Source organism: uncultured Streptococcus sp., assembly GCF_963456385.1.
In the GTDB taxonomy this organism is placed as follows: Bacteria; Bacillota; Bacilli; order Lactobacillales; family Streptococcaceae; genus Streptococcus.
Genome location: NZ_CAUOLF010000009.1, coordinates 65,983 through 90,211, shown reverse-complemented (window position 1 = coordinate 90,211; position 24,229 = coordinate 65,983). Strand labels below are relative to the sequence as shown.

Genomic DNA, 24,229 nt, shown 5'->3' with positions numbered 1-24,229 from the left:
TAATGGCACCCACTGCTATAATTTTACCACCAATTTCAACCCACTGCAACCAGCCCTTGTTGTTTGTAGTAGTCACAATGCGAGCTCTACTGGGCAAAACTGGAACGAGAAACCAAACGGCGTAAAAAGAAAAATCGCCCCACTTATGAGTAAGTGGAGCGTCTTTTTTATTCTGTTTCCGTTTCTACCTTTTTCGCTTCTTTCTTATCTTTGCCCTTGCGGCGTGCCAAGACATCGGCGTAGTACTTGCGGCTGTTGTTGAGGACAGATAAGGTCTTTTGGTAAATAGCGTCTTCTTTCAACTGAGCTAGAATAGCTACATAGTCGCTTAGTTGTTGGTAAGGAACTGCCAAGTCCTTGCGCAGTTGCTTGGTGTCAAAGCTGACTTTAGCGAGCTTTTCTTGTGAGCGGTCAGAGAAAACTTTTTCAAAAGCAGCTTGGCTTTCGGTCAAGTTATTCATAAAGCGCCCAATTCCTAAAGTCTCAATAGCAGATTGGTATTCTGCTTTTCTGAGTTTTTCTAATAAGCTGTTTAAAAGTGCTGTTTCTTCTTCATAGGAAACCTTGGTCGCTTTCTTGTACTGGTCGAAAAGCAAGTCTAAAGTCTTGTAAGCTGCCTTTTCGTTTTCGCGGCGGCTATTGCGGTAAGGTTTAATCGCTTCGCGCAGTGCTTGAAAATCTTCATCCCGCAACTGATCGGCTTCGGTAATCGTGCTGGATTTTTCACTCGCCCGAACTTGTCCCAGCGACGCTTGATAAGCAGGCAAATTAGTCTTTAGCTGACCCAGCAGGTTAGACAAGATTTCTTCTTTCTTAACATCCAAGTTTTCTTTTTCCACATCATCCAAGAAACGCGCGATAAACTGAGAAAACTCGGCATAGCGTAAACTGCTCGTTTTCAGATTTAATAATGTTTGTTTTGCTGGCATATATCCACCTTTTCTTTTTCATTTTTATCCGTTCCCCCTCGGATATGGTCATTACTTTTGAAAAGAGCTTGTCCGACCCTCTGACAGAGTAAACTGGAACAGATTTGCCTCATCTGAGCCTCGGATTATGCTAATGAGAACAAGGGCAAACAATCTGAGGCTCTGATGGAGTCAATCAGAACTCGGGCACTCTTTCCGAGGGTCAGATTGTCTGAATGAGAACAAATCCACACAATCAGAGGATTGGTGTGTGCGAATGAGAACACGGACAAACAATCTGAGCCTCTGACGAAGTAAACCAAAACTAGTCGACCCCGTCCGAGGGTCAGACAGAGTGAGCAAGTATGAGATAAAAGCAAATCATGCCTCTCCCAATCTCCCTCAACACTTACTCTTCCCAAAAGTAATAAAATTAGTATAGCATAAGATGAAAAGATGTCAAGGTAAATTGTATTGAATAACAAAAATACCCCAAATGTTATACTTTTCTTGATTAACATTTAGGGTACCAACAAATTATACTCTCTGTTTTAAAAATCTAATCCAATTATAATCCATTCGTCTACCAAAGCCCAAAAGTCAGACTGCCTTTTAGGAAGTTCTCTTGACGACCATAAATAGGTGTTTCCATTTTCGATGTCTAAAACAACGTATTCCCCCATACCGTTACTGAAAAAATTATAAAGTGGGATTAAATCTATGTCTAACTGTTGCAAATATTCCCAGTCATAATCTGCCATAGAGTTCACATTTTTAAGGTTATCAATCCCCATGCTTTTACTTGTATAATCATAAAAACCGTTGTGGATATGAGTATAGAAATCTGTTATTGATTGTTTTATAGTTGGTGCGTTTTCTCCAAACTTTTGTTTCAGCACCTCAATTGTAACGGGTTGCTTCCCTTCATAATAGATTTCTTCTCCTGTTTGGTAAGTCAAAATCGTATACAAAAGCGAATATTCGCCGTCTAAACAAATCAAGTCTATATTTTTTAAATAATCGCCTAAATAAGAAATTGTGTTTCGCAAATCAGAAGAAGAATATTCTTTCCACACTGAAAGAATTTTTTCTTTTCTTTCTTCCAAACTATCTGACAAAAGTGCTTCTTTCCAAAAATTTGGAATTGGAGCCTCTACAATTTGGCTTTCATCCGTCACAATTTCTACACTTGAACTAGATAAACTATATTCGTTTAAAAAATCTATTTTATTAGTCACTTTTGTTATCCTCCATTTCCTTTCACATATGAGTCTATCATATTTTGAATAATTCCTTCAAGTTCTTTTTCCCTAGCAATCATTTTTTCTCTAAATTCTGGATTGATTGGAATACCTTCTTTGACATACGTTGTCCATTCCTCATAAGTTTTTGAACCTTTAGAGGCATTTGCTGATTTGCTCAACCCAACGAAATTATCCTCATAATTTAATATTTCTAATTGTTGTTCTCTAGTTAGCTTATCAAAACCTTCCATTTTTGCAATTCTATCCATTGATACTATATGGTCAGCTTCTAATGTTTCTCCCTTTTCTATTGTATGTCCTGGAATAGCAGGGTCATCCATAGGCAAAACTACATCTTTATTGACTTTTCTCCTCATTTCTGGAGACGGCGTTTTCCTTCTCAGGCTTGCATATTCTGTGTCTGATATTCTTCTTTCACCATATCGAGGCTCAGTTGTTCCAACTGATGAAAAGATGTCAAGATAAGCTAGAAAAATTTATAAATCTGATTGCTAGCATTAGAAAAAGAGGACGATTGCCCTCTTTTGACATTTATTTTGCTTCTGCGATTTCTAAAAAGGCTTGTTTGAAATCCTCATAAATCTTAAAAGCTGTTTTTAAAATATCTTCCAATTCGTCGTAGTCACTGCAATTGGGCATTTTGATACGATAGTCTGGATCAATCATCAATCTGGAATAAATTCCCCACGGCATGCCTGCAATTGATTTTTCTTTATCTTTAACAGCCCAAATGAGCTCTACTGTTCCATTATAAAGTACAATATGCAGACCGAACCGATAATCTTCTATCTTTTCATAAAATTTAAAAAATTTCTCTTTGGGGTCAAAACCGGGAATATAGCCAGCCTCTGAAATCATATCCATAACTAACTCACCGTCAAGATATTTCAATCGAGTTTTATCACCCAATCTTTCTAAATCATACTCTTTCGATAAAGCCTCATAGCGTTTGATAAAGTCAATATTAAGCAGAGCCTGCTTGACTTGTGGATCTATTTCCATTATTCTGCTTTCAGCCTTTTTCTCGTTTCCATGAGAATAATTCCCAGCATATTTTTACCAGTCCCGTCACCATTATCCGCCCAGTAGTTATCATTTTTCGTATGTTCAATCAAAGTAGCATGCCCAGTCGCTAATAGCTCTCTCCTAATTGCAGGATTCTGGCGGAATTTTTCAAAAACAGCTAACCTCATGATGTTATCCTTTACCACTTCCCAGTCCGAACGCAAGGGATTTTCTCGATTGCGCCCCTCTAAAGCAGCGTCCATTGGTGACTTCAAGCGGCGAATTTTTTCTTGAATAGCTTTGTCCAAAAACTTTTGAGCTTGAAAATAATGCTCCGAAGTTGACCAGATTAGTCCATTTATCTCAAAAGGGTAGGGAGCGAAATTCGACAGATAGCCATAAGCATCATTTACCCGATAAAATTTAATTTCAGTCATTTTCTTCTCCATCTAAGCCAAAATCAGCCAATGTTTTGCCTTTTTCAGTCAAGATTTTCTGAACAAAAGGTTCATCCACCTCTAAAAGCAACTTAAGAGCGTCATGAATGCGCCAATAGTTCCTCTCTTTATCGTCAATAATAGCTGTCAAAAAGTCCTCTAAAACTGGGATATATTCTGTATAAACTTCTTTATGAATATCTAAATCTTTTTTTATTAACAAACCAATTTGCGCAATACTATAAGATGAATGTACTGCTTGCTTAATGATTGAAATAATCGTAGGATATATCCTTTTACGAGCTTCTTGTTCTTTATGTAAATCAGTTTGACTCGCCCAATAGCCAATTAACGCATCTAAAATATGTTTGTTGGTGTCATCATAAGGATGTAGATGATGAGGGATAAATCCCTTCGTTTCTCCTTTCTCAAACAAGTCTATCAAAGTATTCAGACCGTCTTCCACCCCCCAATTTGTCAATAGCAATGCAGCATCAAAACGCACTGCCAAATCATCTGAATGGAGTAAATCTCGTAATTTATCAACTCTTTCTTTAGGAACATCTTCTAAATCCAGCTCCTGCGGAATATCCGTATAATCAACATTCTCTGGAATGTCGTAAAGTAAATGATGAATTTCTTGTTCGTTCATTAGTTTATCCATCTATTCGATAAAATGAAAATACTCTGGTGGAATGGCACCCTTGATTAAGACTTCCCCGTCTCTCTGGGCATTCGCTACATCCCCCTTAGCTCTTTCAATTTTTTCTTTTAATTTTTTAGAACTTATTGCTATTACACTATTCATCAAAAATCAACTTTACCCGTTCTAAATATTTGGGGTCTTCCTCAACCGAAAAATCACCTGCTGTAAGCATGGTATTTACTTTATCCATGTCCTTTTTTATATCACCAGATAAAGACAGTTTCTCCACTTTTTTCAGCAAATACTCTAAATAATCTGGAAACAAGCCATTATCTAAACCAATCAAAGACAAAGCTATGGTAGCACCGGCAAAGTTAGTTTCGCTTTTTTTCATAAATACGGCGCAATCTTCAAGAGCGGCAGCAAGTGCTTGACTTGTTGTAAAACCTTCTTCTGTAAAATCTTGAAAACTTTCTATAGTCATTTCTTTTGTTTCTTTATAATCCGTCATTTAAAAACCTCATTTCCATAATACATCAACTTGGATGTTAGGAAACATCCTTTTGAATTCTTCAATAATATTACTACAGCTATCACAGGGAGGAAGTTCCGTAAAGAGAGTTATTTTCCCTTTAATTTGAGGGTCTGTAATTTGTGAAGCTATATCTTCTAATATCTTAGCTTCTGTATCATTGAATCTAGGGAACTTATCTTCAACATATGTTGTGAATATTTTATCCTCTTTGCTCATTGAGAAGTCAGCAACATCCGCCCCTTTACTTGTATCGGAATGAATCCTACTATGAGCCACAAATTCTGACTTCAGCCCTTCAATTTGAACATCTGCAATTGCCATGTTACCTCGGTTTCTTAAGGCAGAATTTGGCATTGATTGACGAATTTCTTGAACTTTCGATTCAAATTTAGTCTTTAAACCTGATGTCTCACCGTTATTCCCAGCCTTAGTTGCTTCGGTATCCACCTCTTCTGGCTTCTGCACCTTCTTGCCAGCGTCAGGGGTGACTTCGGGTTGTCCGGCTTTAGGGAGGTCGGGCTCTTGCGCCTTGACCTTCGGAACGGCACTAGCACTAGCTGCCGCAGCGTCAATGTCCGGTTTGACCTTGGTTTCCATTTCTGGCTTAACCTTGGTCGGATTGACTTCGGCCGGGCGAGTCACTTCAATGTCGGGCTTCTTGGTCACATCCACTTCTTTTGGACGACTGTTTGGTGACGCCACCTCGCTCGGACGAGCTTGGCTGACCTCCGGTTTCACCGTCTTGCCTGTATCAATCTCGCTCGGCTTGCTGTTGGTATTATCCACCGCTGGACGGCTTGGATTGTCAATCTCGGGTTTCGCCGTTTTAGTGGTATCAATTTCTGGCTTCTTACTTGGACCAGTTATCTCTGGACTGCTTGCACGGTCAATCTCAGGCTTGCTTGTCTTCGTCACATCAAGCTCTGGCTTCTTGCTTGGGCTTGGTATTTCTTGATGTTGAGGCGTCTGAATCTCTGGTTTTGGCTTCTTGCCTGTACCAAGCGTAGACGGATCCATATCTGTGTCCGCATGGGTCTTCAAGCCTGCATTGCCCGCTGGCAGATCCACACCTTTCCCGCCACTTGGCAAGTCTACATCAGCTCCATTGCCACCCCTGCCAAATCTTGCTCGGGCTTTATTGCCTAAGACATTCGTGCCATGACCAATCGCACGCCCTATTCCAAATTGGAGTGCTGCGCCCAAGGGGTCATCCTGCATCGCGGTCACCGTATGAGCGATGTCATTGGCATCATCGGCATAATTGGCAACCTTGCCGACCGTCTGTACCGTCGTCGTTGCGGCTTTCCCTGTCTTGGCAAGCACGCTGGCATAGGTCGCGAAGCCACCGGTCGCTGCCGTCAAGACTGCGTCCACACCTGCCCAGATGCGCTCCCCGTCAGTCAGCCGTTTCCCCGAAATGGTCTCCCCGCTAATCGCCTGATAACCGCTATCTGCCACCAGGTAAGCTGTCCCTGCTCCGATAAGGATAGGAGCGAGTGTTCCTCCGCTCAGGACACTCCCTGCGATAATGGCACCCACTGCTATAATTTTACCACCAATTTCAACCCACTGCAACCAGCCTTTGTTGTTTTCCTTCCAAGTCGAGCGCGCCCGCTCGTACTCGCCGACTTGCGTCGGAAACATAGCTTCCATGAGCTGTTGGTCGCTCAAGCCCTTGAGCTTTTCGTAATTCTCATGATCTTCTTTCTCAATTTTCGCCAAGCCTTCTTTTGCCAGCTTGAGCTTAACATCGTAGAGTTCCTTGGCAGCGGGTATCGGTGTTTTGTCGCTATTGACAATATCCGAAATACTGTAGTGCTCTGTGGTGGTGTACTCTATCGCAGTCCCGTACTCATCGTAAGCCGTGTTGGTTTTCGTATAAGTCAAATACTTACTCTTATACTGGTTTTTCCCTTCGTTGACCTTATTGAGACTCTCCAAAGCATTATCCAAACCCTCAAAGAATTTCCCGTCAATATTTTGGACGATTTCCTTGTGGACTTTCTTAGAGGCATCCAAGCGATGAAGAGCATGGTGCTCCGCATCTTCAAAAGGACCGACGGGCATGTCACGCCCCAAAGTCGCTTCTCCCGTTGCCACATAGAGATGAGCTAAGCCCTCAGAATTGACCTTATTTGACACTTCATCAATATCGCGTAGCAAGTCCTTTACGCAGTTGATGTTGCTGTGAAACCAACCCGTCTTAGAGCCTTCTTTAAAGTCAGGTTCATTCGTATAATATTTAGCCATTGTAACTCCTCTCTATCAGGCTCCACCAGTACCGATGATAATATCAGAAGACTTGGTCCCCTTCATATTCTTGTGAATTTCACCATTCTCGTCTTGAATAGATTTTTTCAGCTTGTCAACAGAGCCCTTAGGATCGTCTTTTATCCCCTGCTTGTCCTCAGCAGAAGTCTCGGAGCTATATAAAATACTGTTGGCGATGTCCATAGCCAGTATCTTATCAGTATCAATAAATTCGCTATAGGTGGTCTGTGTGTGCTTAAATATGACCTCGGTCAAAGTCTGAAAAGTCTGCGCTTTCGTGACAAATCGAATCAGCTGATTCTCATTTCCAACCATACGATTATGCACTTCTCCCTTTGAAGTGAGCGCAGGCAAGCCGTCAACTCCTTCTTTTAATTTCGTACTCAGCTGGGTTGCTGAAGTGACCATAGTTCGGATATGGAGCAAAAGCTGTTCCTGCTGCGTTAGGTCAATACTAATTTTGTCTGCCATATTACACCCTCACTTTCAAATCGTGGATAATCTCATCTCGTAATTCCTCACCGTCCACCGAGCGAATGCGTTCATGCGCCACATCAAACTCATACAAGCCCGATGGCGCCTCCAAAAAGAGACTGTCTTTCAGCAGCTCCTTGCGCCGAAATGTCTGCAAACGAATGGCTTCATTGTCGGCATAGTAAGCCTGTAAGCGAAAAGCCGAAAAAGGTTCCCAGCTGTAGTAAGCGTAGTTCTTGCGCTTCTCTTCCAAGTCCTTCAAAATCGGATGAATGTCTTTCAAATGCGCCAGAAAAACCAGGCTATGCAAAGTTTCAATCACATATTGATTATCGCCAATCTGCTTGATGACCGTCGTCGTCCACTTGTTGCTGTCGGTTTCCTGCGCGCAGAAATAATTGCTGTCCACCTGACAATGGTAAATCGCCTTGTGATAACGCTCCAGAAAAGCGCCGTAATAAGCGCACTCTTCCGTCGGATCGTTATCAATCACCAAGCCCATTTTCCCCAAGTCCTCGTAGCCTTTTTCTAAAACCTGGCGCAGATTTTCCAAGCGAGTTTTTCCCTCTTCGCTAGGCAGGGGCAGAAAGAAGAGGTCATCCGAATAATCGTTAAACATGTGTAAGGCGTAAATCGCCTCCAAAGTAAAAGTCTTCATCCGTTGTCAATCTCCTTTTTTACATTGGCTTGGGAAGTTGAATTGAGCAGGGTTTCCAGCCCCTCAACAGCCGTTTTCAGCTCCTTCACGCTAGAAGAAAAATCACCTTGGTACTGTTTGAGAAAATCCTTCAGCCCCAGATATTGCTCCTTAGCCTTTCCGCTCCAGAGGCTCTCACTGCTTTCCATAGCGGAGATATTAGAAGGAATGGTTGTCTCTATCAAAGTCACGGCTGCTTTTAGATTTTCCAACACCGCAGCAATATTGCTACTTTCGTATTGTACCGTCTCAGCCGTATAACGGTCTTGAATATCATTGATATTTGTATTCATTTATACACACTCCTCCTTAATTACCACATTCTTTCGAAAGGATTCCATTTTCCTTCATTGTATTCAGATTTAGCACTATCAATCTGACTGTCAAGGCTACTGATTTTCGATTCTAAAAGATTGTGCAGATTGACGAATGACTGATTGGCGTCACGAACATAGTCGCGGTATTTTTTCATCGTTTTGACATCTTCTTTGAGATGTTCAGAAAGATTGCTGATGTAATGATAGCCCTCTTCACCGTCTACAATGCCGATGATTTTTTCACAATAATCGATAAAATTGTTCATATCATCCAGACTACGCATATGACTCAAACTATGCGACCGAATACTATTTCGCACCCGCTCATATTTTCTCTTTTCACCGCTCAGGTTTTCTACCCTGCTTTTCAATTCTTCATCACTTGCCATACTCTTCTCCTTCCTTAATTACGATACTGTTGGATAATCTCGTAGATTTCCTTTTTTTCTTTCTCTGCCATGCCCGACTGATAGCTTTGCACAAAGACAAAAGCCACAACTGCGAGCGCTGGAAGAAGCATCAGATAACGTTTTTTCCGCATAGACATAGGCACCGCGACCTCTTTGGTCTTAACAGCTTTAAATTCTGGGTGCTCTTTTTCTATTTGATTTTTTGCCGTAAATAGAGGAAAAGCCCCGACAAACCAAATAGGGAGCATAATAATCGTGAGAATAGAAAAATACCTATTGTAGGACGGTAAATCATTATATAGTAATATAATGACACCCGCCACTCCAATAAGGTATGCAAGTCCCCACCAAAGAAGCCAATGATAGGCCTCTTTTTTGATTATCAAATACTCCCTAAGCTGCTCATTTTGTTCCATACAGAACCTCCTTGCGTTGTTTTTATGGTCTCCCCTACCAAGAAGTTTAATGAGACTAATCTTAGTCTAAATGTACATTTCTATCATACCATGAAGTAAAAAAATATGCAAATGCTTCCAATCTGTCTATTTACACACATCAGAGCCACAAAAAGCCTATTTTGTCAAATCAATTCGTCTGGCAATCAGGTTAATGACGATGGCTCCAACAATCAAGGAAGCAAATTCTCCAATGGCTGTTGTAAACCAAGTCAGGAAGAATGGCAGGCCTTGCAAGAAATGTAATTCTGCAGCAATGGTCACCATCGAAATAGAGAATAAAACTGCAAAATAGAAATGATCCAAACGAATCAAGCCTTTAATCAGATATTGATTCTTATAGCGACTGAAAAGATAGACACCCAGTGACAGGAAGACTAAGGTGGATCCGCCACCAACAAAGACATCAACGATTCCAAAACTATAGAGATTGGCAATCATACAACCAATGGTCACACCCATGATATACTTCCGATTATAAAAAGCCATAAAGTTCATCATTTCAGAAATTCTGAACTGGTAAGCACCATAGCTAATAGCATTTAAAGGGGGCGTAATCGTAAGAGCTACATAAATGGCAGCAACAATGGCAATCTGAGCCAAATCACGAACTGTCAGTTTTTCTTGTTTCATGTTTTCTCCTTTAGCGGCTTTACCGCGTGTAATATGCTTGGCGAAAGAAGCTAAGCGCCAAGGGTTGCGTCACATGAGAGGGGCATCATTAGATGATTCTCCCACAGATTTGGCAACCCAACTAGTATAGCATAAATCCTAGAAATATGATAGACTATCTTTATGAAAACTTTAATCAAAAATTTCTTTGACAATGAGGTTCTGTCCTATCTCTTCTTTGGTGTGGCAGCTACCCTTGTTTATATGACTACTCGTCTCCTTATCTTCGCTCTTACAGGACAGACATTATTTGCGACCATTACTGCTAATGTCACAGCAGTACTTTTTGCCTTTATCACAAATGATACCATTGTCTTTAAACAGCAGCGCAAAGGTTGGCAAAAGCGACTTTTTAAATTTGCTCTGGCGCGTTCTGGCACTCTTTTGCTAGACATCGTTCTTGCAAAATTATTAGTGGATACTTATCCTAATATTATCGGGCAATTTGTCAACAATAACCGCAATCTTATCAACTCTATCGAGTCACTTTTTTCTCAAGTACTTATTATTGTTCTCAACTATGTTTTCAGTAAAGTCTTTATCTTTGAAAACAAGAAAAACTAATTGACTATGATACTTCAACCTTAAAATATCAAACCTGGACCAGATAATTCTGATCCAGATTTTTTAGTCTCAGATTTCCAAGCTTGGATTGTCAAGCGTCAGATGAGTGATTTCACCTTTGACACCAAAATAGTCCTCAATCAAAGTCTGGAGTTCTATCATGGCTGCTTGGGCACGTCCTGCTTGCTCTTTATTGATAGCCTCAATAACTAAGATTGCGTCCTTGGTCTCCTCTGTTAACATAGTCCGCTGGGCTTCTCGCCAGTTAAGGCAACGGCAGACAGCCCCCTCTTCATCATAGTAGATGATTTCTTCTGGCAGTGCAGGTGCGTCACTCTCAGCGCCCAGCGGGAAAAAGGCTTCCCCACCCTTGGCTTTTCCTAAATGAAGACCTCCGACAATCTTATCCAAATCCTCACCGCCACATGGAACCGCATAAGACAGCGAGACACAGTTGTATATATCGACCAAAGGATTGATTGGATGAAATTCCCGCCCCTGACTAACCCGCTTGAGCAGAGCTTCGATAGAGGAGCGTGCTCCTTTCTTGGTCTTGAATTTGCTGAAAGCCTGCCGCCACTCCTGAATGACTTCATTTTGAGTGAAGTTCTCATCTAAGATAAAGTCCTCAGCTCGTTTCGCTCCCTTATCCAGCAGGGATTTGAAATATGGGTCCTTACTTTCATCCACACTATTATCCAGTCCCTTGACCACTAAAACACTAATCTGACCTTCCGGAAATACTTGCCAAAATTCATGTTCAACTGTAACTTTCATGATGCACCTCTTTAATCTTAATAGTTTCTTTTTTGTCCTTTTTTGACGGCTTCCCAGTCACCTGTGATGTTTTCACGCACTCGGATCAGCATTTTCTCCAAGGCTTGAACTTCCGCTTGAGAAAAGCCCTGCAGGGAAGTCTCTTCAGAATAGTCATTCTCAGCTAGGATCAAAGGATAAAGTTTTTCTCCTTTTTCCGTCACAAACCATTCCTTGTTCTTCTTGTTGCCCTTGGCTGCCTTCTGCTGGACCAAGCCCTTGGCCTCTAGCTTCTTGACAGAGCGGGCAATCGTTGAGCGATCCACCTTGAGAAGCTCCGACAGCTCCTCTTGGATGATCCCTGGATTCTCCGCGATTCGCACCAAATAAAGGTATTGACCTCTTGCTAGCTCTATATCACGGAACTCAATATTAGCAATGGAATCCAAAGCTCGGGCAATAATCCCAATTTCCCGCAATACTGACATATCCCCTCCTTTTAATTTTGATTTGAATCTATTATACCACTTTTTGTTGCAAATGCAATAAAAATAGCTGAAAAGAAAAAAGAGGAAAATCCTCTTTAAATTTGGCAAAAATGTCTTTTTCTAGTTTTCTCCTTCCTTATAGTATTTTTGTAATTCTTCCGCTGAATTAATGACATGTTCCCGCCCATCTACTGAATATTTAGCTGGGATAGTCACGTTCTCAAATACATTAGTCCCTGGCGGAAAGAAGAGTTCAGCAACCTTCTGAACCAACTTGATATCAGGTTCTTCATTCAAGAAAGCTACACGAGAATCATAACCTTGCAAAATCTTGTGCAATTCGGGATAATCTTGACCAAGGACTGTTTTTTTAAGATTTTTGCGAGGATACGTATCATTTAAACCAACACTGGTCATAGATACGCTTACTCCTTGAGTCTATTTCAGAAGGAACAAGATTATCATCAAAAGAACGCACCATCTTAAAAATATCAAATTCTTTTCTTTCTAGTTTTTCTCCCACCAGTTTATAAACAGCCAACCTCCAATATTCTCCTTTTTCTGGTACATTCCGATTAAAATCATATAGCCCTTGCTCTGGATTATTCTTCAGCTTCATATAGTTATTTACAAAATAGCCATAACTAAATTCCCTTACACTAGTAAACTTACTTGCTTCTGACTTAACTGTTGCCATTTTCTGCATTTCTTCCGAGTCTACAAGCTCCCAATTATAAAATAAAGCCTTTTTTCCTTCAAAAAATTTATAATTCGGTCTATACTCAGGAACATAGTAGGTATATTGACCATAATTTTCTTGAAATTGTGCCTTTTGACAATTATCCCAGATATAATAGCCTACAAATCCTAGAAGCAAGAGCAGAGTGATCAAAATACTCTTCCATTTAGTTAGTTTTTTACTTTTCATACTTATTTGTCCTTTTTCACTCTAAAACTACATCAGTCCTCTTCTTCATCCTGCTCTTTCTTTTTGAAAGTAAAGCGTCCAGTGCTTTCAACTTGAAAACCTGACTCACAGCAGCTCTGGATACTGGCATTGAGCACTGCGCCAACAATCAAAATTTTAGCAATCATGATAAACCAAAACATCATCACAACCATAATGATGGAGCTAAAAAAGCGGACATCAACTAGGTGATTTAAATAATTATCCATGTAAACGGAAAAGATATTCAGTAAAGCCAGAATAGTCAGAAGCACAAAGGCGCTTCCTGGCAGAACATAGCGTTTTTTGTTGATTTTCACATTAGGCAGGAAATAATAGAACATAACCAAAACCGCGAAAAGTAAGGCGTAAATCAGGGGCTCCGTAAAATTCTGCAAGTGCTGATAAAGCTGGTTATCTAGCTTCCAGTAAGTACGGAGAAAATCCAGCGACATATGGCCGAACATGGTCAGAAAGAGGGCCAAGGCAAAGAGAATCTGCAGACCTAGACTCACAAAGAGACTCATGACGCGATGAGAAATCAGCCCCCGGCTCTTGGCTACTCCATAGGCTTTATTAAAGGCAATTTGCAGGAAATTCATAGACTTGGAAAAAGTCCAAAGAGCCGACAAGACTGAGAAGCTCAGCAGGCCAGTGGAAGGCTGGGTCAGCACTTCACGCATGACTTTTGCTACAACATCATATAAAGTCTCTGGCAGCATGTCCTTGATGGCTGTCAAAAAATCCGCAATTGGAATATGGAAATAAGGCAGAATATTGACGACAATCAAGAGCAAAGGAAAAACGGAAATCAGCCAATAATAAGCAACTGCAACGCTGCTCAGCTCACTATCTGACTCTTTATAAAAACGGAAAAATTCTCTTAAAAACTGATTTTCCCGAACCTTACTAAATAATTTCTTCACTCTCTTCTCCTTCAAAAAAAAGCTGAGACAACTGCCCAGCCTTTGATTTCTAATAAGTCCCTTCTTCTCCCTGGCTGGTCAGAATGACAGGACCATCTTTTGTAATGACAAACTGATGCTCATACTGACAGGACAGGCCGCCATCCAGCGTTTTGTGTGTCCAGCCGGTCTCAAAGTCCGTATCAATTTCCCAGGTACCTGTATTGATCATGGGCTCGATAGTCAGAACCATTCCCTCACGCAAGCGCAAGCCGCGTCCTGCTCGACCGTAATGCGGCACCATAGGCTCCTCATGCATGGTTGGGCCAACACCGTGCCCCACCAAATCCCGCACAACGCCATAGCCATGACTTTCAGCATATTCCTGAATAGCTGCGCCAATGTCTCCGATGCGATTGCCAACTTTGGCAGCCGCAATTCCACGGTAGAGGCATTCCTTGGTCACATCCATCAGCTGCTGAGCCTCTGGGCCAATCTTCCCTACTGCATAGGTCCAGCAAGAATCTGCCACACCGCCCCGGAAGCTCTCTGTGTGCTGCTTCATCTGCGCTACATTGTCAAAATCTAGCTTGGACACATCCAACTCTGCCTTATCAATCAGGCCAACTACCATGTCAACGCTGATGACATCACCTTCTACCAGCTTCTGATGACGGGGAAAGGCATGGGCTACCTCGTCATTAAGAGAGCAGCAGGTCGCATAAGGATAGTCCATGACAGAGCCTTCAACACCAATTTGCAGAGGCAGCGCATTGTCTTCTTTACAACGCTTGCGAACATACTCTTCAATGTCCCACATGTCAATGCCAGGTTTAATCAAATCTCTCAAACCGATATGGACCGAAGCCAGAAAATCTCCACTTTTGTCCATCAAGTCAATTTCACGCTGTGATTTTAAAGTAATCATTCTTTCTCTAAATTCCTTTTCTTAATTAATTTTCACTGTAATTGTGGCTTTGGCAACCAGCATCGCTTCCAGATACATCTCAAAGTCAATAATAGCTGTCCGCCTAGTCTGACGGATAATGCGCGGCTGGATATGCAGCAGGTCATCAATCTGAACCGCCTGAAAGAAATAAATCATCAGCTGGTCGATTATCAGGCTTCGGCCGCTGTTGACCATGAGCTGCTGGGTAATCCGAGTCAAAATTTCTGTCAGCACACCGTTGGCCAGCACACCATTTTGCTCCAGCATAAAAGGCTCAACGGTAAAGGAAAACAAATCATCCTGACGGCTAATCTTCTGTCCTACTTGCTCACTGAAAGTCGGCAGGCTAGAAATTTGAGAACGGCTCATTTTTTCCATAATGTCCCGCCGCGTAATCACACCTAGTAAGGTCTGATTGCTGCGCACTACTGGTATCATTTCAAAATCTTCTGCAATCATGCGCTGGCTGATATTGGCAATATTAGCCGATAGGCCTGTCATAAAGACGTTTTTTGTCATAACCTTATCCAAAGTTGTCAGCGGAGACTTATCCCCCGCATCCCGCATGGTTACTACTCCCACCAGCATCTGCTGTTGGTTGATAACCGGAAACCGGCTGGCGCGATTGCGACGGACCAAGTCCAGATAGTCACGAACAGTATCAGTATCATGCAAGAAGCCGTACTCGTGGCTGGAGCGATAGACCTGCTCCACTGTTAAAATATCGGTCTTGATCTGCATATTGGACAGGGCTCGATTAATCATGGTTGCAACGGTGTAGGTATCGTGCTTGGTCCTGAGAACCGGTATATTAAGCAGATTAGCCATCTTCAGAACTTCCGAGCTGACTTCAAAGCCTCCGGTTACCAGCACCGCATTCTCATTTTCCAGAGCCAAGAGCTGAATTTTCGTCCGGTCTCCGACAATCAGAAGACCACCCTCTGTCAGATAGCGCAGGATATTCTGCTCCGTCATGGCTCCGATGGAGAATTTATTAAATTCTTTTTCTAGACCATCTTCTCCGGCCAATACTTCTGAGCCTGTAATATCAACGATTTCCTTGTAGGTCAGATGCTCCAAGACAACTTTCTTGGACTTGATCCGAACCGTACCACTCCGAGGCCTAGTCTCAACAATACCGCGGTTCTCCGCTTCCTTGATCGCTCGATAAGCCGTTCCATCGCTGACTCCTAGATAGTTTGAGATACTGCGGACACTGACCCTCTTACCGATTGGAAGATTTTCAAGATAGGTTAAAATTTCCTGATGCTTACTCATTAAAATCTCCTCTCTCATAACGGTACTCCAGATAATCTCTCATCTTCCTGGTGTACCGATCGCTCCCTTTAAACTGCCGGTAGAGGCTGAAGCCAGATTTTTGAGCTACCTTTTGACTAGCTAGGTTCTCTGCATGAGTGATAATACTGAGGCGCTTGAAGCCAAAGCGGGTAAATGACAAAAAAACAATCTCTCGAACAATTTCTGTCATCAGCCCTTGTCCCCAGTAGTCTTGCCGCAGAAAATAGCCTAATTCAGCTTCTTTCTTAATCTCGTCCATCTTTTCAAACTTGACAGAGCCAATCATTTCCTGCGTTTCCTTGCGACAAATGGCCCAAATCCCCAGAGGATTTTTCATAAAGAAATTGGCAATGACGTATTCACTTTCCTCTAGGCTTGCTTCTGTCGGAAAGATGAACTGAGTATTTTCCGGATTGGACGCAATCTTATATAGGGCCCCTGCATCTTCAAAGACAATGGGCCGCAAAAAAGCATGCTCCGTCTCAATAAATGAACAGGCTGCTAAATGTGTCCATAAATTCATCTACTACCTCTACAAAAAATAAGCGAAAAACGCTTATTCTTCTATCAACTTGATATCTGCACCCAGACTTGTTAATTTTTCAATAATATTAGAATAACCACGCAGGATAAACTCGATATTAGTAATTTCTGTCTTTCCTTGAGCCATCAAACCTGCAATAACCAAAGCAGCTCCTGCTCGCAAATCAGTCGCCTTGACCTGAGCTCCCTGCAGTTGATTTGGTCCCTCATAGACAATCTGATCACTGCTGGTCGAAATCTTGCCTGCCATCTTAGCCAGCTCTGCCACATGGTTAACCCGCTTCTCATAGATGGTATCCGTAATCTTACCATGGCCATTAGCCGTCAGCAAGAGCGGGGTAATAGGCTGTTGTAGGTCAGTTGCAAAGCCTGGATAAGGAGAAGTCTTAATGTTTATAGCTCTCAGAGTTTGCTGCTCTTCGACAAAAATGCTGTCTTCAGAAACCGTCATCCGCACACCCATTTCCTCAAGCTTGGCAATAAAACTCTCCAAATGCTCATAAAGGACATTATTAATCTGAATTCCCTGACCAATAGCTGCAGCAAGAGCGATATAAGTTCCTGCCTCGATACGGTCAGGAATTACTTGATGACGCGTTCCATGAAGGTGTGGAACCCCCTCAATGGTAATAATATCAGTTCCTGCTCCGCGGATGTGCGCTCCCATATTGTTCAAGAGAGTTGCCACATCGATGATTTCTGGCTCTCTCGCTGCATTTTCAATAATAGTCCGACCTTTGGCCTTGACAGCAGCCAACATCGTGTTGATGGTAGCACCCACGCTGACCGTATCCATATAAATGCTAGCGCCTTTCAGCTGCTGACCTCCTGTGGATAGGTTCATGTAGTTGCCGTCCATGGTCATCTTAGCCCCCATGGCTTCAAAAGCCTTGAGGTGCAAGTCAATAGGACGTGGACCCAAGTCACAACCACCAGGCAGGCCTACCGTCGCTTCACCATAGCGGCCAAGCAAGCTGCCATAGAAATAATAGGAAGCTCTTAGACTGTTAATCTTCCCATAAGGCATAGGGACGTTTCGGATACCACGCGGATCAATTGTCAGACTGTCCTCAGAGCGAGTAACACTAGCTCCCATGGCAATCATAATATCAATCAGGCTATCCACGTCCGAAATATCCGGAACGCCATCCAACGTTACAATATCATCTGCCAGAATCACAGCCGGAATCAAGGCAACGACACTGTTTTTAGCACCATTAATAGTCACCTCTCCTTTTAAGGGGCGACCACCATGTATTACAATTTTTTTCATGTTTAAATTAAAGCTCTTTCAAGGTATTGCCATTTATTATACCACAGATTCGGGAAATTTCCTATACTTTTAGATAAATAAGACAATTGAAATTAAAATGAAACAGGGAAAATAGCTTTTTCAATAATTTTTCAGAAAAAATAGTATTGCAAAAAATGAGAGAATCGCAAGTCTAGACTGCTTGACTTTTAAAAGTTGCCTGTATAGAAATGACTTTTTCTTTAAAAAAATAGAAAAGTTCCCAATCATTACGATTGAGAACTGTCATCTTACTGGACTGCTGCTTTCAAAGCCTCTACCTTATCCAACTTTTCCCAAGGTAGGTCAATGTCTGTCCTACCCATGTGGCCATAAGCTGCCGTCTGACGATAGATCGGACGTTTCAGATCCAGCATTTGAATGATACCGGCTGGACGCAGATCAAAAATCTGACGAACAGCTTCCTGCAATTTGCTTTCTGCAACAGTACCAGTTCCAAAAGTATCAATTCGAACAGAAACCGGCTGAGCCACACCAATAGCATAGGCTAGCTGCACTTCTGCTTTCTTAGCCAACCCAGCAGCCACGATGTTTTTAGCGATGTAGCGAGCTGCGTATGAAGCTGAGCGGTCAACCTTGGTTGCATCCTTACCAGAGAAGGCGCCGCCGCCGTGACGAGCATAACCACCGTAAGTATCCACAATAATCTTACGTCCAGTCAAGCCAGAATCCCCTTGCGGACCACCAATTACAAAACGGCCGGTTGGATTGATGAAGAATTTTGTCTTATCATCCAGATACTGAGCTGGGATAACTGCTTTAATCACCTTTTCAATCACATCACGATGAATCTCTTCATTCGTCGCTTCTGGATCATGCTGGGTCGAAATAACCACCGTATCCACGCGTACAGGCTGGTTATTTTCATCATACTCAACGGTCACCTGAGACTTAGCATCTGGACGCAGATAGGCAATCTCTCCTGATTTGCGCAATTCCGCCAATCGACGGACTAGCTTGTGACTGAGCGAGATAGGCAGCGGCATGAGCTCTGGCGTTTCATCCACAGCAAAGCCAAACATAAGCCCTTGGTCGCCAGCACCGATTAAGTCCAATGGATCTTGATCCGCATTCCCACGAACTTCCAGAGCTTCATTGACACCCTGAGCAATATCTGGCGACTGCTCCACCAAAGATGGATGAACACCGACCGTCTCTGCTGAAAAGCCATACTCTGTATTGGTGTAGCCAATTTCTGCAATGGTATCACGAACCACACGATTGATATCCACATAAGCTGTGGTCGAAATCTCACCAAAAACATGAACCGAGCCCGTATAAACAGCTGTTTCAGCAGCCACATGGGCGTCTGGATCCTGACTCAAAACAGCATCCAAAATAGCATCGGAAATTTGGTCTGCAATCTTATCAGGATGCCCCTCCGATACAGACTCAGACGTGAAAAGTTTACGTTCTGACATAGAAATGTCCCCCCTTAAAAAATATTAAACAAGTAAACAAACTCAAAAACTCTTTAAAAACATGTCACCTGCGAGTTACGACGCGAAAGAAATAAAAACAATACCTTTTTATTTCTGAAGCTAGTAAGACGCATAGGTTGACCGCAGAATAGCGGCAACCGTAGAATGACGTGCGACTTTTGGAGCCGTCATTGTTTGCGAGTTACAAAGTACTGATAGAAGTTTCCTACCACCTTATCGGGACTATATAACTTCTTCATTATACCACTTTTCGCTAAAAAATTCAGAATTTTTTAAATAGAAAAAGCTATAATCAGAAACTATAGCTTTATTGCAATGATAAACTAAGGGCAGCTTGCTAACAACTCTTCAACTTCCGCCTTACCGATAGCATCACCAGCTTGGTCAAAAAGTCTGATAGCAGCCGCAAAGTTGGTTCTTGCTTCTTTGAGATTTCCCAAAGCTTGAGCAATTTCACCCAATCCTCGGCAAATACATGCATGGTTTACCACATCATCTGACTCCTTAGCATAGATATGCGACTTTCGCATAAACTCCTGAGCTTGAGTCAATCGGCCTAATTTAAGATTTAGGTAGCCTAACTCATAGAGATTTACTGATTGACGATAATGGTCATCTGGGAAATACATCGCTAGGAAAGCAGCTTCTTTTTCTATCCACTCTAAAGCTTGATAAAAATCTCCCGCAGCTCTAGCAACATAGCCTAGCTGATGATAAGCGATATGCTCATTTTCAATATCACTATCATTCTGAGCCTGAATCAGATAAAGCTCCAAATTTGCAAAAGCATTCTGATAATCTTGCCTTTCTACAGCAAGATAAGCTCGCAAATTCCAGCGGCTAAAGGAATCTTTTTCAAGCTGCCGCTCTAGTTCTTCGGCCTTATTTAACCGTCCTTCAAAGAAATGCTGCCAAGCGGCTGCCAATCTCTCATTCATCTGCCTTCTCCTTTTACCTCCAGAACTTCTCCCACTAAACCAAATCCGTTTGAGCGATAGCCTTCTTGACATCATCCAGCGGCAGATGAACTAATTCCACCTCTTTTTCCTTGTAGAGATATTGAGCATAGTCATCTATCCGATATTGGTTGATGTAGACCACGCGCTTGCAGCCGACCTGAAGCAGTTGCTTGGTACAGTTGAGGCAGGGAAAATGGGTCACATAAGCCGTAAATCCCCTAGGAACTCCCCGCTCGGCTCCCTGCAAGATAGCATTGACCTCAGCGTGCAAGGTCCGTACGCAGTGGCCGTCAATAACCAAACACTCATGGTCAATACAGTGCTCAGTCCCCGAAACAGAGCCATTGTAACCAGTTGAAATAACCTTATTATCCTTGACCAAGACAGCGCCAACTTTGGCTCGCTTGCAGGTTGAGCGATTAGCGATTAAGAGAGCCTGAGCCGCAAAATACTGATCCCAAGCCAAACGATTCTCTGACATAATTTCTCCATTCTACTGATTTTTTATTCACATAAGTATTTTTTTCTATTATATCGTAAATTCCTATTTTTAACTAGCTTTATCATGAAAGCTATCTTATCAGCAACATGCCTTTATCTATAATATAAGTGGCATGGCAGACTATTTCCCTCCTCATACTTTTCATTAAGAATTATCGAAAAAGAACCAAGGAAATCCTCAGTTCTTATTGTAATTATTTACCAAGCTTAGCTTTAGCTGCGTCTGCAAGAGCTGTGAAAGCTGCTGCATCGTTAACAGCCAAGTCAGCCAACATTTTACGGTTAACTTCAATCTCAGCCAATTTCAAACCATGCATCAATTGTGAGTATGAAAGGCCGTTCAATCGAGCTGCCGCGTTGATACGAGTGATCCAAAGTTTGCGGAAGTCACGTTTTTTCTGACGGCGGTCACGGTATGCATAGTAGTAAGAGTTCATTACTTGCTCTTTTGCAGTACGGAACAAGATATGTTTTGCTCCATAGTAACCTTTAGCTAATTTTAAAATACGTTTACGGCGTTTGCGTGATACAACGCCACCTTTAACACGTGCCATTTATATTTCCTCCAATATTTCCTAGATAATCGTTACAGTAGCTCTTATTTCAGACCTGTAAGCATTGCTTTGATACGCTTGAAATCTCCTGCATGCACCATTCCTGCTTTACGAAGATGACGGCGTTGTTTCTTAGTCTTTCCGTGGAAACGGTGAGAAGTGTAAGCACGGAAACGTTTCAAGCCACCAGAACCTGTACGTTTGAAACGTTTAGCTGATGCGCGGTGTGTTTTTTGTTTTGGCATAATGATTTCTCCTTTTTCTATCTTTCTGACAATCTATTTTTTGTCAGGAATTGGCGCCATCTGCATGAACATCTGACGTCCATCCATCTTAGGCTTTTGCTCAATGATAGCAACATCTTGAGTCGCTTCAGCAAAATCTGCTAAAACTTTAGCCCCGATTTCTTTGTGGGTAATCATCCGGCCTTTGAAGCGGATAGATACCTTAATTTTATTTCCTTTTTCAAGGAACTTGCGTGCGTTGCGAAGTTTAGTGTCAAAATCTCCCTTGTCGATGGTTGGACTGAGACGGACTTCCTTCACAGTAACAACACTTTGTTTCTTGCGTTGTTCTTTTTGTTTTTTCTGGTACTCAAATTTGAACTTACCGTAGTCCATAATTTTTGCAACAGGTGGTTTAGCTTGTGGCTGAATCAGGACCAAATCGACATTTGCTTCATCCGCAAGAGACTGCGCTTCGCTCAGCGGTTTAATACCTAATTGTTCGCCGTCAAGACCGATCAAGCGAACTTCACGCACACGAATTTCATCATTGATGAATAAGTCTTGTTTTGCTATGGTTTTCACCTCTTTTTTTATTTTTAGAGAAAAACAAGTGCGGACCTGCTAACGCAAACCCGCACTACACGATAGTATTTCATTACTGAAACTGAATCCTGTAGAGCCAGACAACGTTAGTCGCAAGGCGAGAAGCTCTCACTTCTGCTTTTCTCAACTCTACTATCATACCAAGTTTCATTTTATTTGTCAATGATTTTTTTCGCTTTTTCTTCGATAAATGCAACAACTTCAAAAATGCCAACACCCGTGGTATCAAAATGAATGGCATCTTCTGCCGGTTTCAGTGGCGAAACCTTGCGGTGACTGTCCTTATAATCCCGCTCGGCAATTTCTTCTTTCAGTTTCTCCAAGTCAGCAGGAATACCTTTAGATAGATTTTCCTTGTAGCGGCGCTCAGCTCTTTCCTCAACCGAGGCTACCAAATAAATCTTGAGCTCAGCCTGAGGCAAGACAACTGTTCCAATATCACGGCCATCCATGACAATCCCTCCCTGAGCTGCAATTTGCTGCTGCAAGGCCACCAGTTTCTCACGGACTTGAGGAATGGCAGATACCCAGGAAACATTATTGGTAACTTCATTTTCCCGAATCGGGTGAGTCACATCCACATCACCGACAAAGACTAGCTGCTCACCATCTTCTGCTCGACCAAAACTGACCGAATGATTATTGAGCAAGTCTACAATTTCAGTGGCATCTGCTTCTGTCAGATGATGCCGCAGAGCCAGATAGGTTGCAGCCCGGTACATGGCTCCTGTATCTAAATAAGTATAGCCAAAGTCCTTGGCAATAATCTTGGCAACAGTCGATTTTCCACTGGAAGCAGGACCGTCAATCGCAATTTGAATCTGTTTCATAGCTGGCTCCTACTCAATCTTCACAACGTCACCTGGATTGGCATACCAAGAACCAGTGGACATATGAGAAGGGTTAAGCTGTTCAAGCTTGGCAATAGAAATACCTGCACGCGCCGCAATGGCTGCCTCACCTTCACCAGGCTGGACAGTCAGAGTTCCTTCAGATGATTCTGTGGTATTTGCCGCCGTCTGCTCTGCTGTAGAAGACGCTTCACTGCTAGAACTTGCTGCTGAAGTGCCGTAGAAACCTTCCATTTGGGTCTGTCTATTACTTCCTCCAGTAGACAGATAGGTCAGGAAGCACACCACCGCAACCACTAAAATACAGAAAATAATGGTTAATATGGTCAACAAACGGTCTGCATTCAAGGCGCTAAATTTCTTGGTTCGTTTCAGCTTATCTTCTCCGTTATCGTATACATCTTCTTCCCATGGTTCTTTTTCCATGACTTCCTCCTTGAGTTTTTCTTAAAATCTTATTACAATATGGGTATGAAAGTAACACTCATTCCCGAACGGTGCATTGCCTGTGGGCTTTGTCAAACCTACTCAGACCTTTTTGACTATCATGACAATGGCATCGTCAAATTTTACCAGGACGACCAGCTCCTAGAAAAGGAAATCACTGAGGTTCCCGATGTCGTGGAAGCCATCAAAAACTGCCCAACCCGAGCTCTTTTGAAAGACTAGGATTTTTTGGACTGACTGCCATAGTAAGCTTCAAAATAGTCAATATGGGTAAAATTATCTACTAATTCTACCTCACCCTTAAAATACTCATTAAGGGCCAGGGCATTGACAAAATATTTCTTAGGCCACTTGCGCATACAAAAACTCCGGCTGCGGCTCTGCCCTTTAAAATATAAGGTAATAGACGTCTTAGTCACTTCGACTTTTTCAATATCTGAAATCTTGACCTTTATCGGAGTAAAGGGATTGGCTGTGATAATTCTCAAGGTTCCATCGTCATAAATGGTAAAATAACGATGAACTCCCATTCCCAACAAAACCATGAACAAGAAGAAAGAAAACAGAACAAGAGTCGGCACTCGTGAGCTTTCATACATCAAAGCCAGGCCAACAAAAATCGGAATGACCGATAAAGACCAATATATTATCAGGATAGCTACATCTGGCTGCCAGTGATAGCGAACCTTACCGAAAATCTTTATCATGCTCACACCCCCATACTACTAGTTTAGCATAAATTAAGAAAAAATAGAACAGGTAGACTTACCTATTCTATTTTTTTATTTATG

The 24,229-nt window shown here is 42.2% G+C and carries 32 protein-coding genes, 1 pseudogene, 1 riboswitch and 1 other annotated feature; of the genes and pseudogenes, 2 read left to right on the top strand and 31 right to left on the bottom strand.

Features of this window, described 5'->3' with window-relative positions:
- Positions 1 to 167: 167 nt before the first annotated feature.
- From RP262_RS05315 to RP262_RS05250, 14 genes are all read right to left on the bottom strand, one after another.
- The gene (locus RP262_RS05315; RefSeq protein WP_002924183.1) at positions 168 to 929 is read right to left on the bottom strand and encodes a DUF6261 family protein; all 762 of its coding nucleotides are present in this window, start codon (positions 927 to 929) and stop codon (positions 168 to 170) included.
- A 530-nt stretch (positions 930 to 1,459) separates the two neighbouring features.
- Entirely contained in the window at positions 1,460 to 2,146 is a 687-nt protein-coding gene (locus RP262_RS05310) for a hypothetical protein (RefSeq protein ID WP_311154515.1), read from the bottom strand.
- A gap of 5 nt (positions 2,147 to 2,151) precedes the next feature.
- Positions 2,152 to 2,493: a hypothetical protein gene (locus tag RP262_RS05305; RefSeq protein ID WP_232212196.1), complete on the bottom strand. Its 342-nt coding sequence runs from the start codon at positions 2,491 to 2,493 to the stop codon at positions 2,152 to 2,154.
- A 211-nt stretch (positions 2,494 to 2,704) separates the two neighbouring features.
- Positions 2,705 to 3,175 carry a hypothetical protein gene (locus RP262_RS05300; protein ID WP_311154514.1) on the bottom strand — a complete coding sequence of 157 codons (471 nt, stop codon included), beginning with the start codon at positions 3,173 to 3,175 and terminating at the stop codon, positions 2,705 to 2,707.
- Positions 3,175 to 3,615, bottom strand: coding sequence for an NADAR family protein (locus RP262_RS05295; protein ID WP_009660022.1), 441 nt, complete (start codon positions 3,613 to 3,615; stop codon positions 3,175 to 3,177). The genes RP262_RS05300 and RP262_RS05295 overlap by 1 nt, the downstream gene beginning before the upstream one ends.
- Positions 3,608 to 4,267, bottom strand: a complete 660-nt coding sequence (locus tag RP262_RS05290) for a hypothetical protein (protein ID WP_124766145.1) — start codon at positions 4,265 to 4,267, stop codon at positions 3,608 to 3,610. The genes RP262_RS05295 and RP262_RS05290 overlap by 8 nt, the downstream gene beginning before the upstream one ends.
- A gap of 148 nt (positions 4,268 to 4,415) precedes the next feature.
- Entirely contained in the window at positions 4,416 to 4,772 is a 357-nt protein-coding gene (locus RP262_RS05285) for a hypothetical protein (protein ID WP_009660018.1), read from the bottom strand.
- A 9-nt stretch (positions 4,773 to 4,781) separates the two neighbouring features.
- Entirely contained in the window at positions 4,782 to 7,046 is a 2,265-nt protein-coding gene (locus RP262_RS05280; RefSeq protein ID WP_311154513.1) for a deaminase domain-containing protein, read from the bottom strand.
- A gap of 15 nt (positions 7,047 to 7,061) precedes the next feature.
- Entirely contained in the window at positions 7,062 to 7,538 is a 477-nt protein-coding gene (locus RP262_RS05275; RefSeq protein WP_002924162.1) for a hypothetical protein, read from the bottom strand.
- A 1-nt stretch (position 7,539) separates the two neighbouring features.
- Positions 7,540 to 8,199, bottom strand: coding sequence for a hypothetical protein (locus tag RP262_RS05270; protein WP_311154512.1), 660 nt, complete (start codon positions 8,197 to 8,199; stop codon positions 7,540 to 7,542).
- Positions 8,196 to 8,531: a hypothetical protein gene (locus RP262_RS05265; protein ID WP_002924160.1), complete on the bottom strand. Its 336-nt coding sequence runs from the start codon at positions 8,529 to 8,531 to the stop codon at positions 8,196 to 8,198. The genes RP262_RS05270 and RP262_RS05265 overlap by 4 nt, the downstream gene beginning before the upstream one ends.
- A 20-nt stretch (positions 8,532 to 8,551) precedes the next feature.
- Positions 8,552 to 8,944: a hypothetical protein gene (locus tag RP262_RS05260; protein ID WP_002924159.1), complete on the bottom strand. Its 393-nt coding sequence runs from the start codon at positions 8,942 to 8,944 to the stop codon at positions 8,552 to 8,554.
- 14 nt (positions 8,945 to 8,958) lie between these two features.
- On the bottom strand, positions 8,959 to 9,381 hold the full coding sequence (locus RP262_RS05255) for a hypothetical protein (RefSeq protein ID WP_002924158.1): 423 nt from the start codon (positions 9,379 to 9,381) through the stop codon (positions 8,959 to 8,961).
- A 156-nt stretch (positions 9,382 to 9,537) separates the two neighbouring features.
- Complete coding sequence (locus tag RP262_RS05250) at positions 9,538 to 10,053, bottom strand: QueT transporter family protein (RefSeq protein ID WP_295506937.1); 516 nt, start codon at positions 10,051 to 10,053, stop codon at positions 9,538 to 9,540.
- Positions 10,051 to 10,187, bottom strand: a riboswitch (PreQ1 riboswitch). It overlaps the preceding gene by 3 nt.
- A gap of 28 nt (positions 10,188 to 10,215) precedes the next feature.
- Here RP262_RS05250 and RP262_RS05245 point away from each other — a divergent pair.
- Entirely contained in the window at positions 10,216 to 10,656 is a 441-nt protein-coding gene (locus RP262_RS05245; RefSeq protein WP_311154511.1) for a GtrA family protein, read from the top strand.
- Between the two features lie 69 nt (positions 10,657 to 10,725).
- Here the strand turns inward: RP262_RS05245 and RP262_RS05240 are convergent, their stop codons facing one another.
- The 16 genes and pseudogenes from RP262_RS05240 to RP262_RS05165 form a co-directional block, all read right to left on the bottom strand.
- Positions 10,726 to 11,433, bottom strand: coding sequence for a B3/4 domain-containing protein (locus RP262_RS05240; protein WP_295506934.1), 708 nt, complete (start codon positions 11,431 to 11,433; stop codon positions 10,726 to 10,728).
- A gap of 17 nt (positions 11,434 to 11,450) precedes the next feature.
- Positions 11,451 to 11,900: a MarR family winged helix-turn-helix transcriptional regulator gene (locus RP262_RS05235; protein WP_002900018.1), complete on the bottom strand. Its 450-nt coding sequence runs from the start codon at positions 11,898 to 11,900 to the stop codon at positions 11,451 to 11,453.
- Between the two features lie 120 nt (positions 11,901 to 12,020).
- Positions 12,021 to 12,828 (bottom strand): annotated as a pseudogene (locus RP262_RS05230) (hypothetical protein).
- A gap of 32 nt (positions 12,829 to 12,860) precedes the next feature.
- On the bottom strand, positions 12,861 to 13,787 hold the full coding sequence (locus RP262_RS05225; RefSeq protein ID WP_311154510.1) for a YihY/virulence factor BrkB family protein: 927 nt from the start codon (positions 13,785 to 13,787) through the stop codon (positions 12,861 to 12,863).
- 34 nt (positions 13,788 to 13,821) lie between these two features.
- Complete coding sequence (locus tag RP262_RS05220; protein ID WP_311154509.1) at positions 13,822 to 14,679, bottom strand: methionyl aminopeptidase; 858 nt, start codon at positions 14,677 to 14,679, stop codon at positions 13,822 to 13,824.
- Positions 14,680 to 14,700: 21 nt separating this feature from the next.
- Complete coding sequence (gene spxR / locus RP262_RS05215; protein ID WP_311154508.1) at positions 14,701 to 15,978, bottom strand: CBS-HotDog domain-containing transcription factor SpxR; 1,278 nt, start codon at positions 15,976 to 15,978, stop codon at positions 14,701 to 14,703.
- Entirely contained in the window at positions 15,971 to 16,522 is a 552-nt protein-coding gene (locus tag RP262_RS05210; RefSeq protein ID WP_311154507.1) for a GNAT family N-acetyltransferase, read from the bottom strand. The genes spxR and RP262_RS05210 overlap by 8 nt, the downstream gene beginning before the upstream one ends.
- A 33-nt stretch (positions 16,523 to 16,555) precedes the next feature.
- The gene (locus tag RP262_RS05205) at positions 16,556 to 17,815 is read right to left on the bottom strand and encodes a UDP-N-acetylglucosamine 1-carboxyvinyltransferase (RefSeq protein ID WP_311154506.1); all 1,260 of its coding nucleotides are present in this window, start codon (positions 17,813 to 17,815) and stop codon (positions 16,556 to 16,558) included.
- 269 nt (positions 17,816 to 18,084) lie between these two features.
- A complete protein-coding gene (gene metK, locus RP262_RS05200) occupies positions 18,085 to 19,275 on the bottom strand; it encodes a methionine adenosyltransferase (protein ID WP_311154505.1) in 1,191 nt (396 codons plus the stop codon).
- Between the two features lie 344 nt (positions 19,276 to 19,619).
- The gene (locus RP262_RS05195; RefSeq protein ID WP_009659261.1) at positions 19,620 to 20,234 is read right to left on the bottom strand and encodes a tetratricopeptide repeat protein; all 615 of its coding nucleotides are present in this window, start codon (positions 20,232 to 20,234) and stop codon (positions 19,620 to 19,622) included.
- A gap of 34 nt (positions 20,235 to 20,268) precedes the next feature.
- On the bottom strand, positions 20,269 to 20,736 hold the full coding sequence (locus RP262_RS05190; protein WP_311154504.1) for a cytidine/deoxycytidylate deaminase family protein: 468 nt from the start codon (positions 20,734 to 20,736) through the stop codon (positions 20,269 to 20,271).
- 214 nt (positions 20,737 to 20,950) lie between these two features.
- Positions 20,951 to 21,310 carry a 50S ribosomal protein L20 gene (gene rplT, locus RP262_RS05185; protein WP_000124830.1) on the bottom strand — a complete coding sequence of 120 codons (360 nt, stop codon included), beginning with the start codon at positions 21,308 to 21,310 and terminating at the stop codon, positions 20,951 to 20,953.
- Positions 21,311 to 21,354: 44 nt separating this feature from the next.
- On the bottom strand, positions 21,355 to 21,555 hold the full coding sequence (gene rpmI / locus RP262_RS05180; RefSeq protein WP_002895038.1) for a 50S ribosomal protein L35: 201 nt from the start codon (positions 21,553 to 21,555) through the stop codon (positions 21,355 to 21,357).
- Positions 21,556 to 21,588: 33 nt separating this feature from the next.
- Positions 21,589 to 22,119, bottom strand: coding sequence for a translation initiation factor IF-3 (infC, locus tag RP262_RS05175; RefSeq protein WP_002895037.1), 531 nt, complete (start codon positions 22,117 to 22,119; stop codon positions 21,589 to 21,591).
- Between the two features lie 16 nt (positions 22,120 to 22,135).
- Positions 22,136 to 22,266 (bottom strand) — a sequence feature (ribosomal protein L20 leader region).
- A 26-nt stretch (positions 22,267 to 22,292) separates the two neighbouring features.
- Complete coding sequence (gene cmk, locus RP262_RS05170) at positions 22,293 to 22,970, bottom strand: (d)CMP kinase (RefSeq protein WP_311154503.1); 678 nt, start codon at positions 22,968 to 22,970, stop codon at positions 22,293 to 22,295.
- A gap of 9 nt (positions 22,971 to 22,979) precedes the next feature.
- Positions 22,980 to 23,417, bottom strand: coding sequence for an SAG1386/EF1546 family surface-associated protein (locus RP262_RS05165; RefSeq protein ID WP_002895035.1), 438 nt, complete (start codon positions 23,415 to 23,417; stop codon positions 22,980 to 22,982).
- A 45-nt stretch (positions 23,418 to 23,462) separates the two neighbouring features.
- Between RP262_RS05165 and RP262_RS05160 the strand changes: the two genes are divergently transcribed.
- Positions 23,463 to 23,660 (top strand): ferredoxin, encoded by a 198-nt coding sequence (locus RP262_RS05160; RefSeq protein WP_311154502.1) that lies wholly within the window; start codon positions 23,463 to 23,465, stop codon positions 23,658 to 23,660.
- Here the strand turns inward: RP262_RS05160 and RP262_RS05155 are convergent.
- Positions 23,657 to 24,145 (bottom strand): EbsA family protein, encoded by a 489-nt coding sequence (locus RP262_RS05155; protein WP_125342312.1) that lies wholly within the window; start codon positions 24,143 to 24,145, stop codon positions 23,657 to 23,659. The two genes, RP262_RS05160 and RP262_RS05155, sit on opposite strands and share 4 nt — an antisense overlap.
- Positions 24,146 to 24,229 lie beyond the last annotated feature (84 nt).

Coding starts and splice junctions, on each gene's coding strand:
- RP262_RS05155 (WP_125342312.1), bottom strand. CDS start 24,145: ATGATAAAGATTTTCGGTAAGGTTCGCTATCACTGGCAGCCAGATGTA.
- rplT (WP_000124830.1), bottom strand. CDS start 21,310: ATGGCACGTGTTAAAGGTGGCGTTGTATCACGCAAACGCCGTAAACGT.
- RP262_RS05160 (WP_311154502.1), top strand. CDS start 23,463: ATGAAAGTAACACTCATTCCCGAACGGTGCATTGCCTGTGGGCTTTGT.
- RP262_RS05190 (WP_311154504.1), bottom strand. CDS start 20,736: ATGTCAGAGAATCGTTTGGCTTGGGATCAGTATTTTGCGGCTCAGGCT.
- RP262_RS05245 (WP_311154511.1), top strand. CDS start 10,216: ATGAAAACTTTAATCAAAAATTTCTTTGACAATGAGGTTCTGTCCTAT.
- RP262_RS05250 (WP_295506937.1), bottom strand. CDS start 10,053: ATGAAACAAGAAAAACTGACAGTTCGTGATTTGGCTCAGATTGCCATT.
- rpmI (WP_002895038.1), bottom strand. CDS start 21,555: ATGCCAAAACAAAAAACACACCGCGCATCAGCTAAACGTTTCAAACGT.
- cmk (WP_311154503.1), bottom strand. CDS start 22,970: ATGAAACAGATTCAAATTGCGATTGACGGTCCTGCTTCCAGTGGAAAA.
- RP262_RS05210 (WP_311154507.1), bottom strand. CDS start 16,522: ATGAATTTATGGACACATTTAGCAGCCTGTTCATTTATTGAGACGGAG.
- RP262_RS05270 (WP_311154512.1), bottom strand. CDS start 8,199: ATGAAGACTTTTACTTTGGAGGCGATTTACGCCTTACACATGTTTAAC.
- metK (WP_311154505.1), bottom strand. CDS start 19,275: ATGTCAGAACGTAAACTTTTCACGTCTGAGTCTGTATCGGAGGGGCAT.
- RP262_RS05205 (WP_311154506.1), bottom strand. CDS start 17,815: ATGAAAAAAATTGTAATACATGGTGGTCGCCCCTTAAAAGGAGAGGTG.
- RP262_RS05275 (WP_002924162.1), bottom strand. CDS start 7,538: ATGGCAGACAAAATTAGTATTGACCTAACGCAGCAGGAACAGCTTTTG.
- RP262_RS05315 (WP_002924183.1), bottom strand. CDS start 929: ATGCCAGCAAAACAAACATTATTAAATCTGAAAACGAGCAGTTTACGC.
- spxR (WP_311154508.1), bottom strand. CDS start 15,978: ATGAGTAAGCATCAGGAAATTTTAACCTATCTTGAAAATCTTCCAATC.
- RP262_RS05255 (WP_002924158.1), bottom strand. CDS start 9,381: ATGGAACAAAATGAGCAGCTTAGGGAGTATTTGATAATCAAAAAAGAG.
- RP262_RS05290 (WP_124766145.1), bottom strand. CDS start 4,267: ATGAACGAACAAGAAATTCATCATTTACTTTACGACATTCCAGAGAAT.
- RP262_RS05260 (WP_002924159.1), bottom strand. CDS start 8,944: ATGGCAAGTGATGAAGAATTGAAAAGCAGGGTAGAAAACCTGAGCGGT.
- RP262_RS05240 (WP_295506934.1), bottom strand. CDS start 11,433: ATGAAAGTTACAGTTGAACATGAATTTTGGCAAGTATTTCCGGAAGGT.
- RP262_RS05300 (WP_311154514.1), bottom strand. CDS start 3,175: ATGGAAATAGATCCACAAGTCAAGCAGGCTCTGCTTAATATTGACTTT.
- RP262_RS05195 (WP_009659261.1), bottom strand. CDS start 20,234: ATGAATGAGAGATTGGCAGCCGCTTGGCAGCATTTCTTTGAAGGACGG.
- RP262_RS05285 (WP_009660018.1), bottom strand. CDS start 4,772: ATGACGGATTATAAAGAAACAAAAGAAATGACTATAGAAAGTTTTCAA.
- RP262_RS05235 (WP_002900018.1), bottom strand. CDS start 11,900: ATGTCAGTATTGCGGGAAATTGGGATTATTGCCCGAGCTTTGGATTCC.
- RP262_RS05165 (WP_002895035.1), bottom strand. CDS start 23,417: ATGGAAAAAGAACCATGGGAAGAAGATGTATACGATAACGGAGAAGAT.
- RP262_RS05295 (WP_009660022.1), bottom strand. CDS start 3,615: ATGACTGAAATTAAATTTTATCGGGTAAATGATGCTTATGGCTATCTG.
- RP262_RS05220 (WP_311154509.1), bottom strand. CDS start 14,679: ATGATTACTTTAAAATCACAGCGTGAAATTGACTTGATGGACAAAAGT.
- RP262_RS05265 (WP_002924160.1), bottom strand. CDS start 8,531: ATGAATACAAATATCAATGATATTCAAGACCGTTATACGGCTGAGACG.
- RP262_RS05305 (WP_232212196.1), bottom strand. CDS start 2,493: ATGGATGACCCTGCTATTCCAGGACATACAATAGAAAAGGGAGAAACA.
- RP262_RS05280 (WP_311154513.1), bottom strand. CDS start 7,046: ATGGCTAAATATTATACGAATGAACCTGACTTTAAAGAAGGCTCTAAG.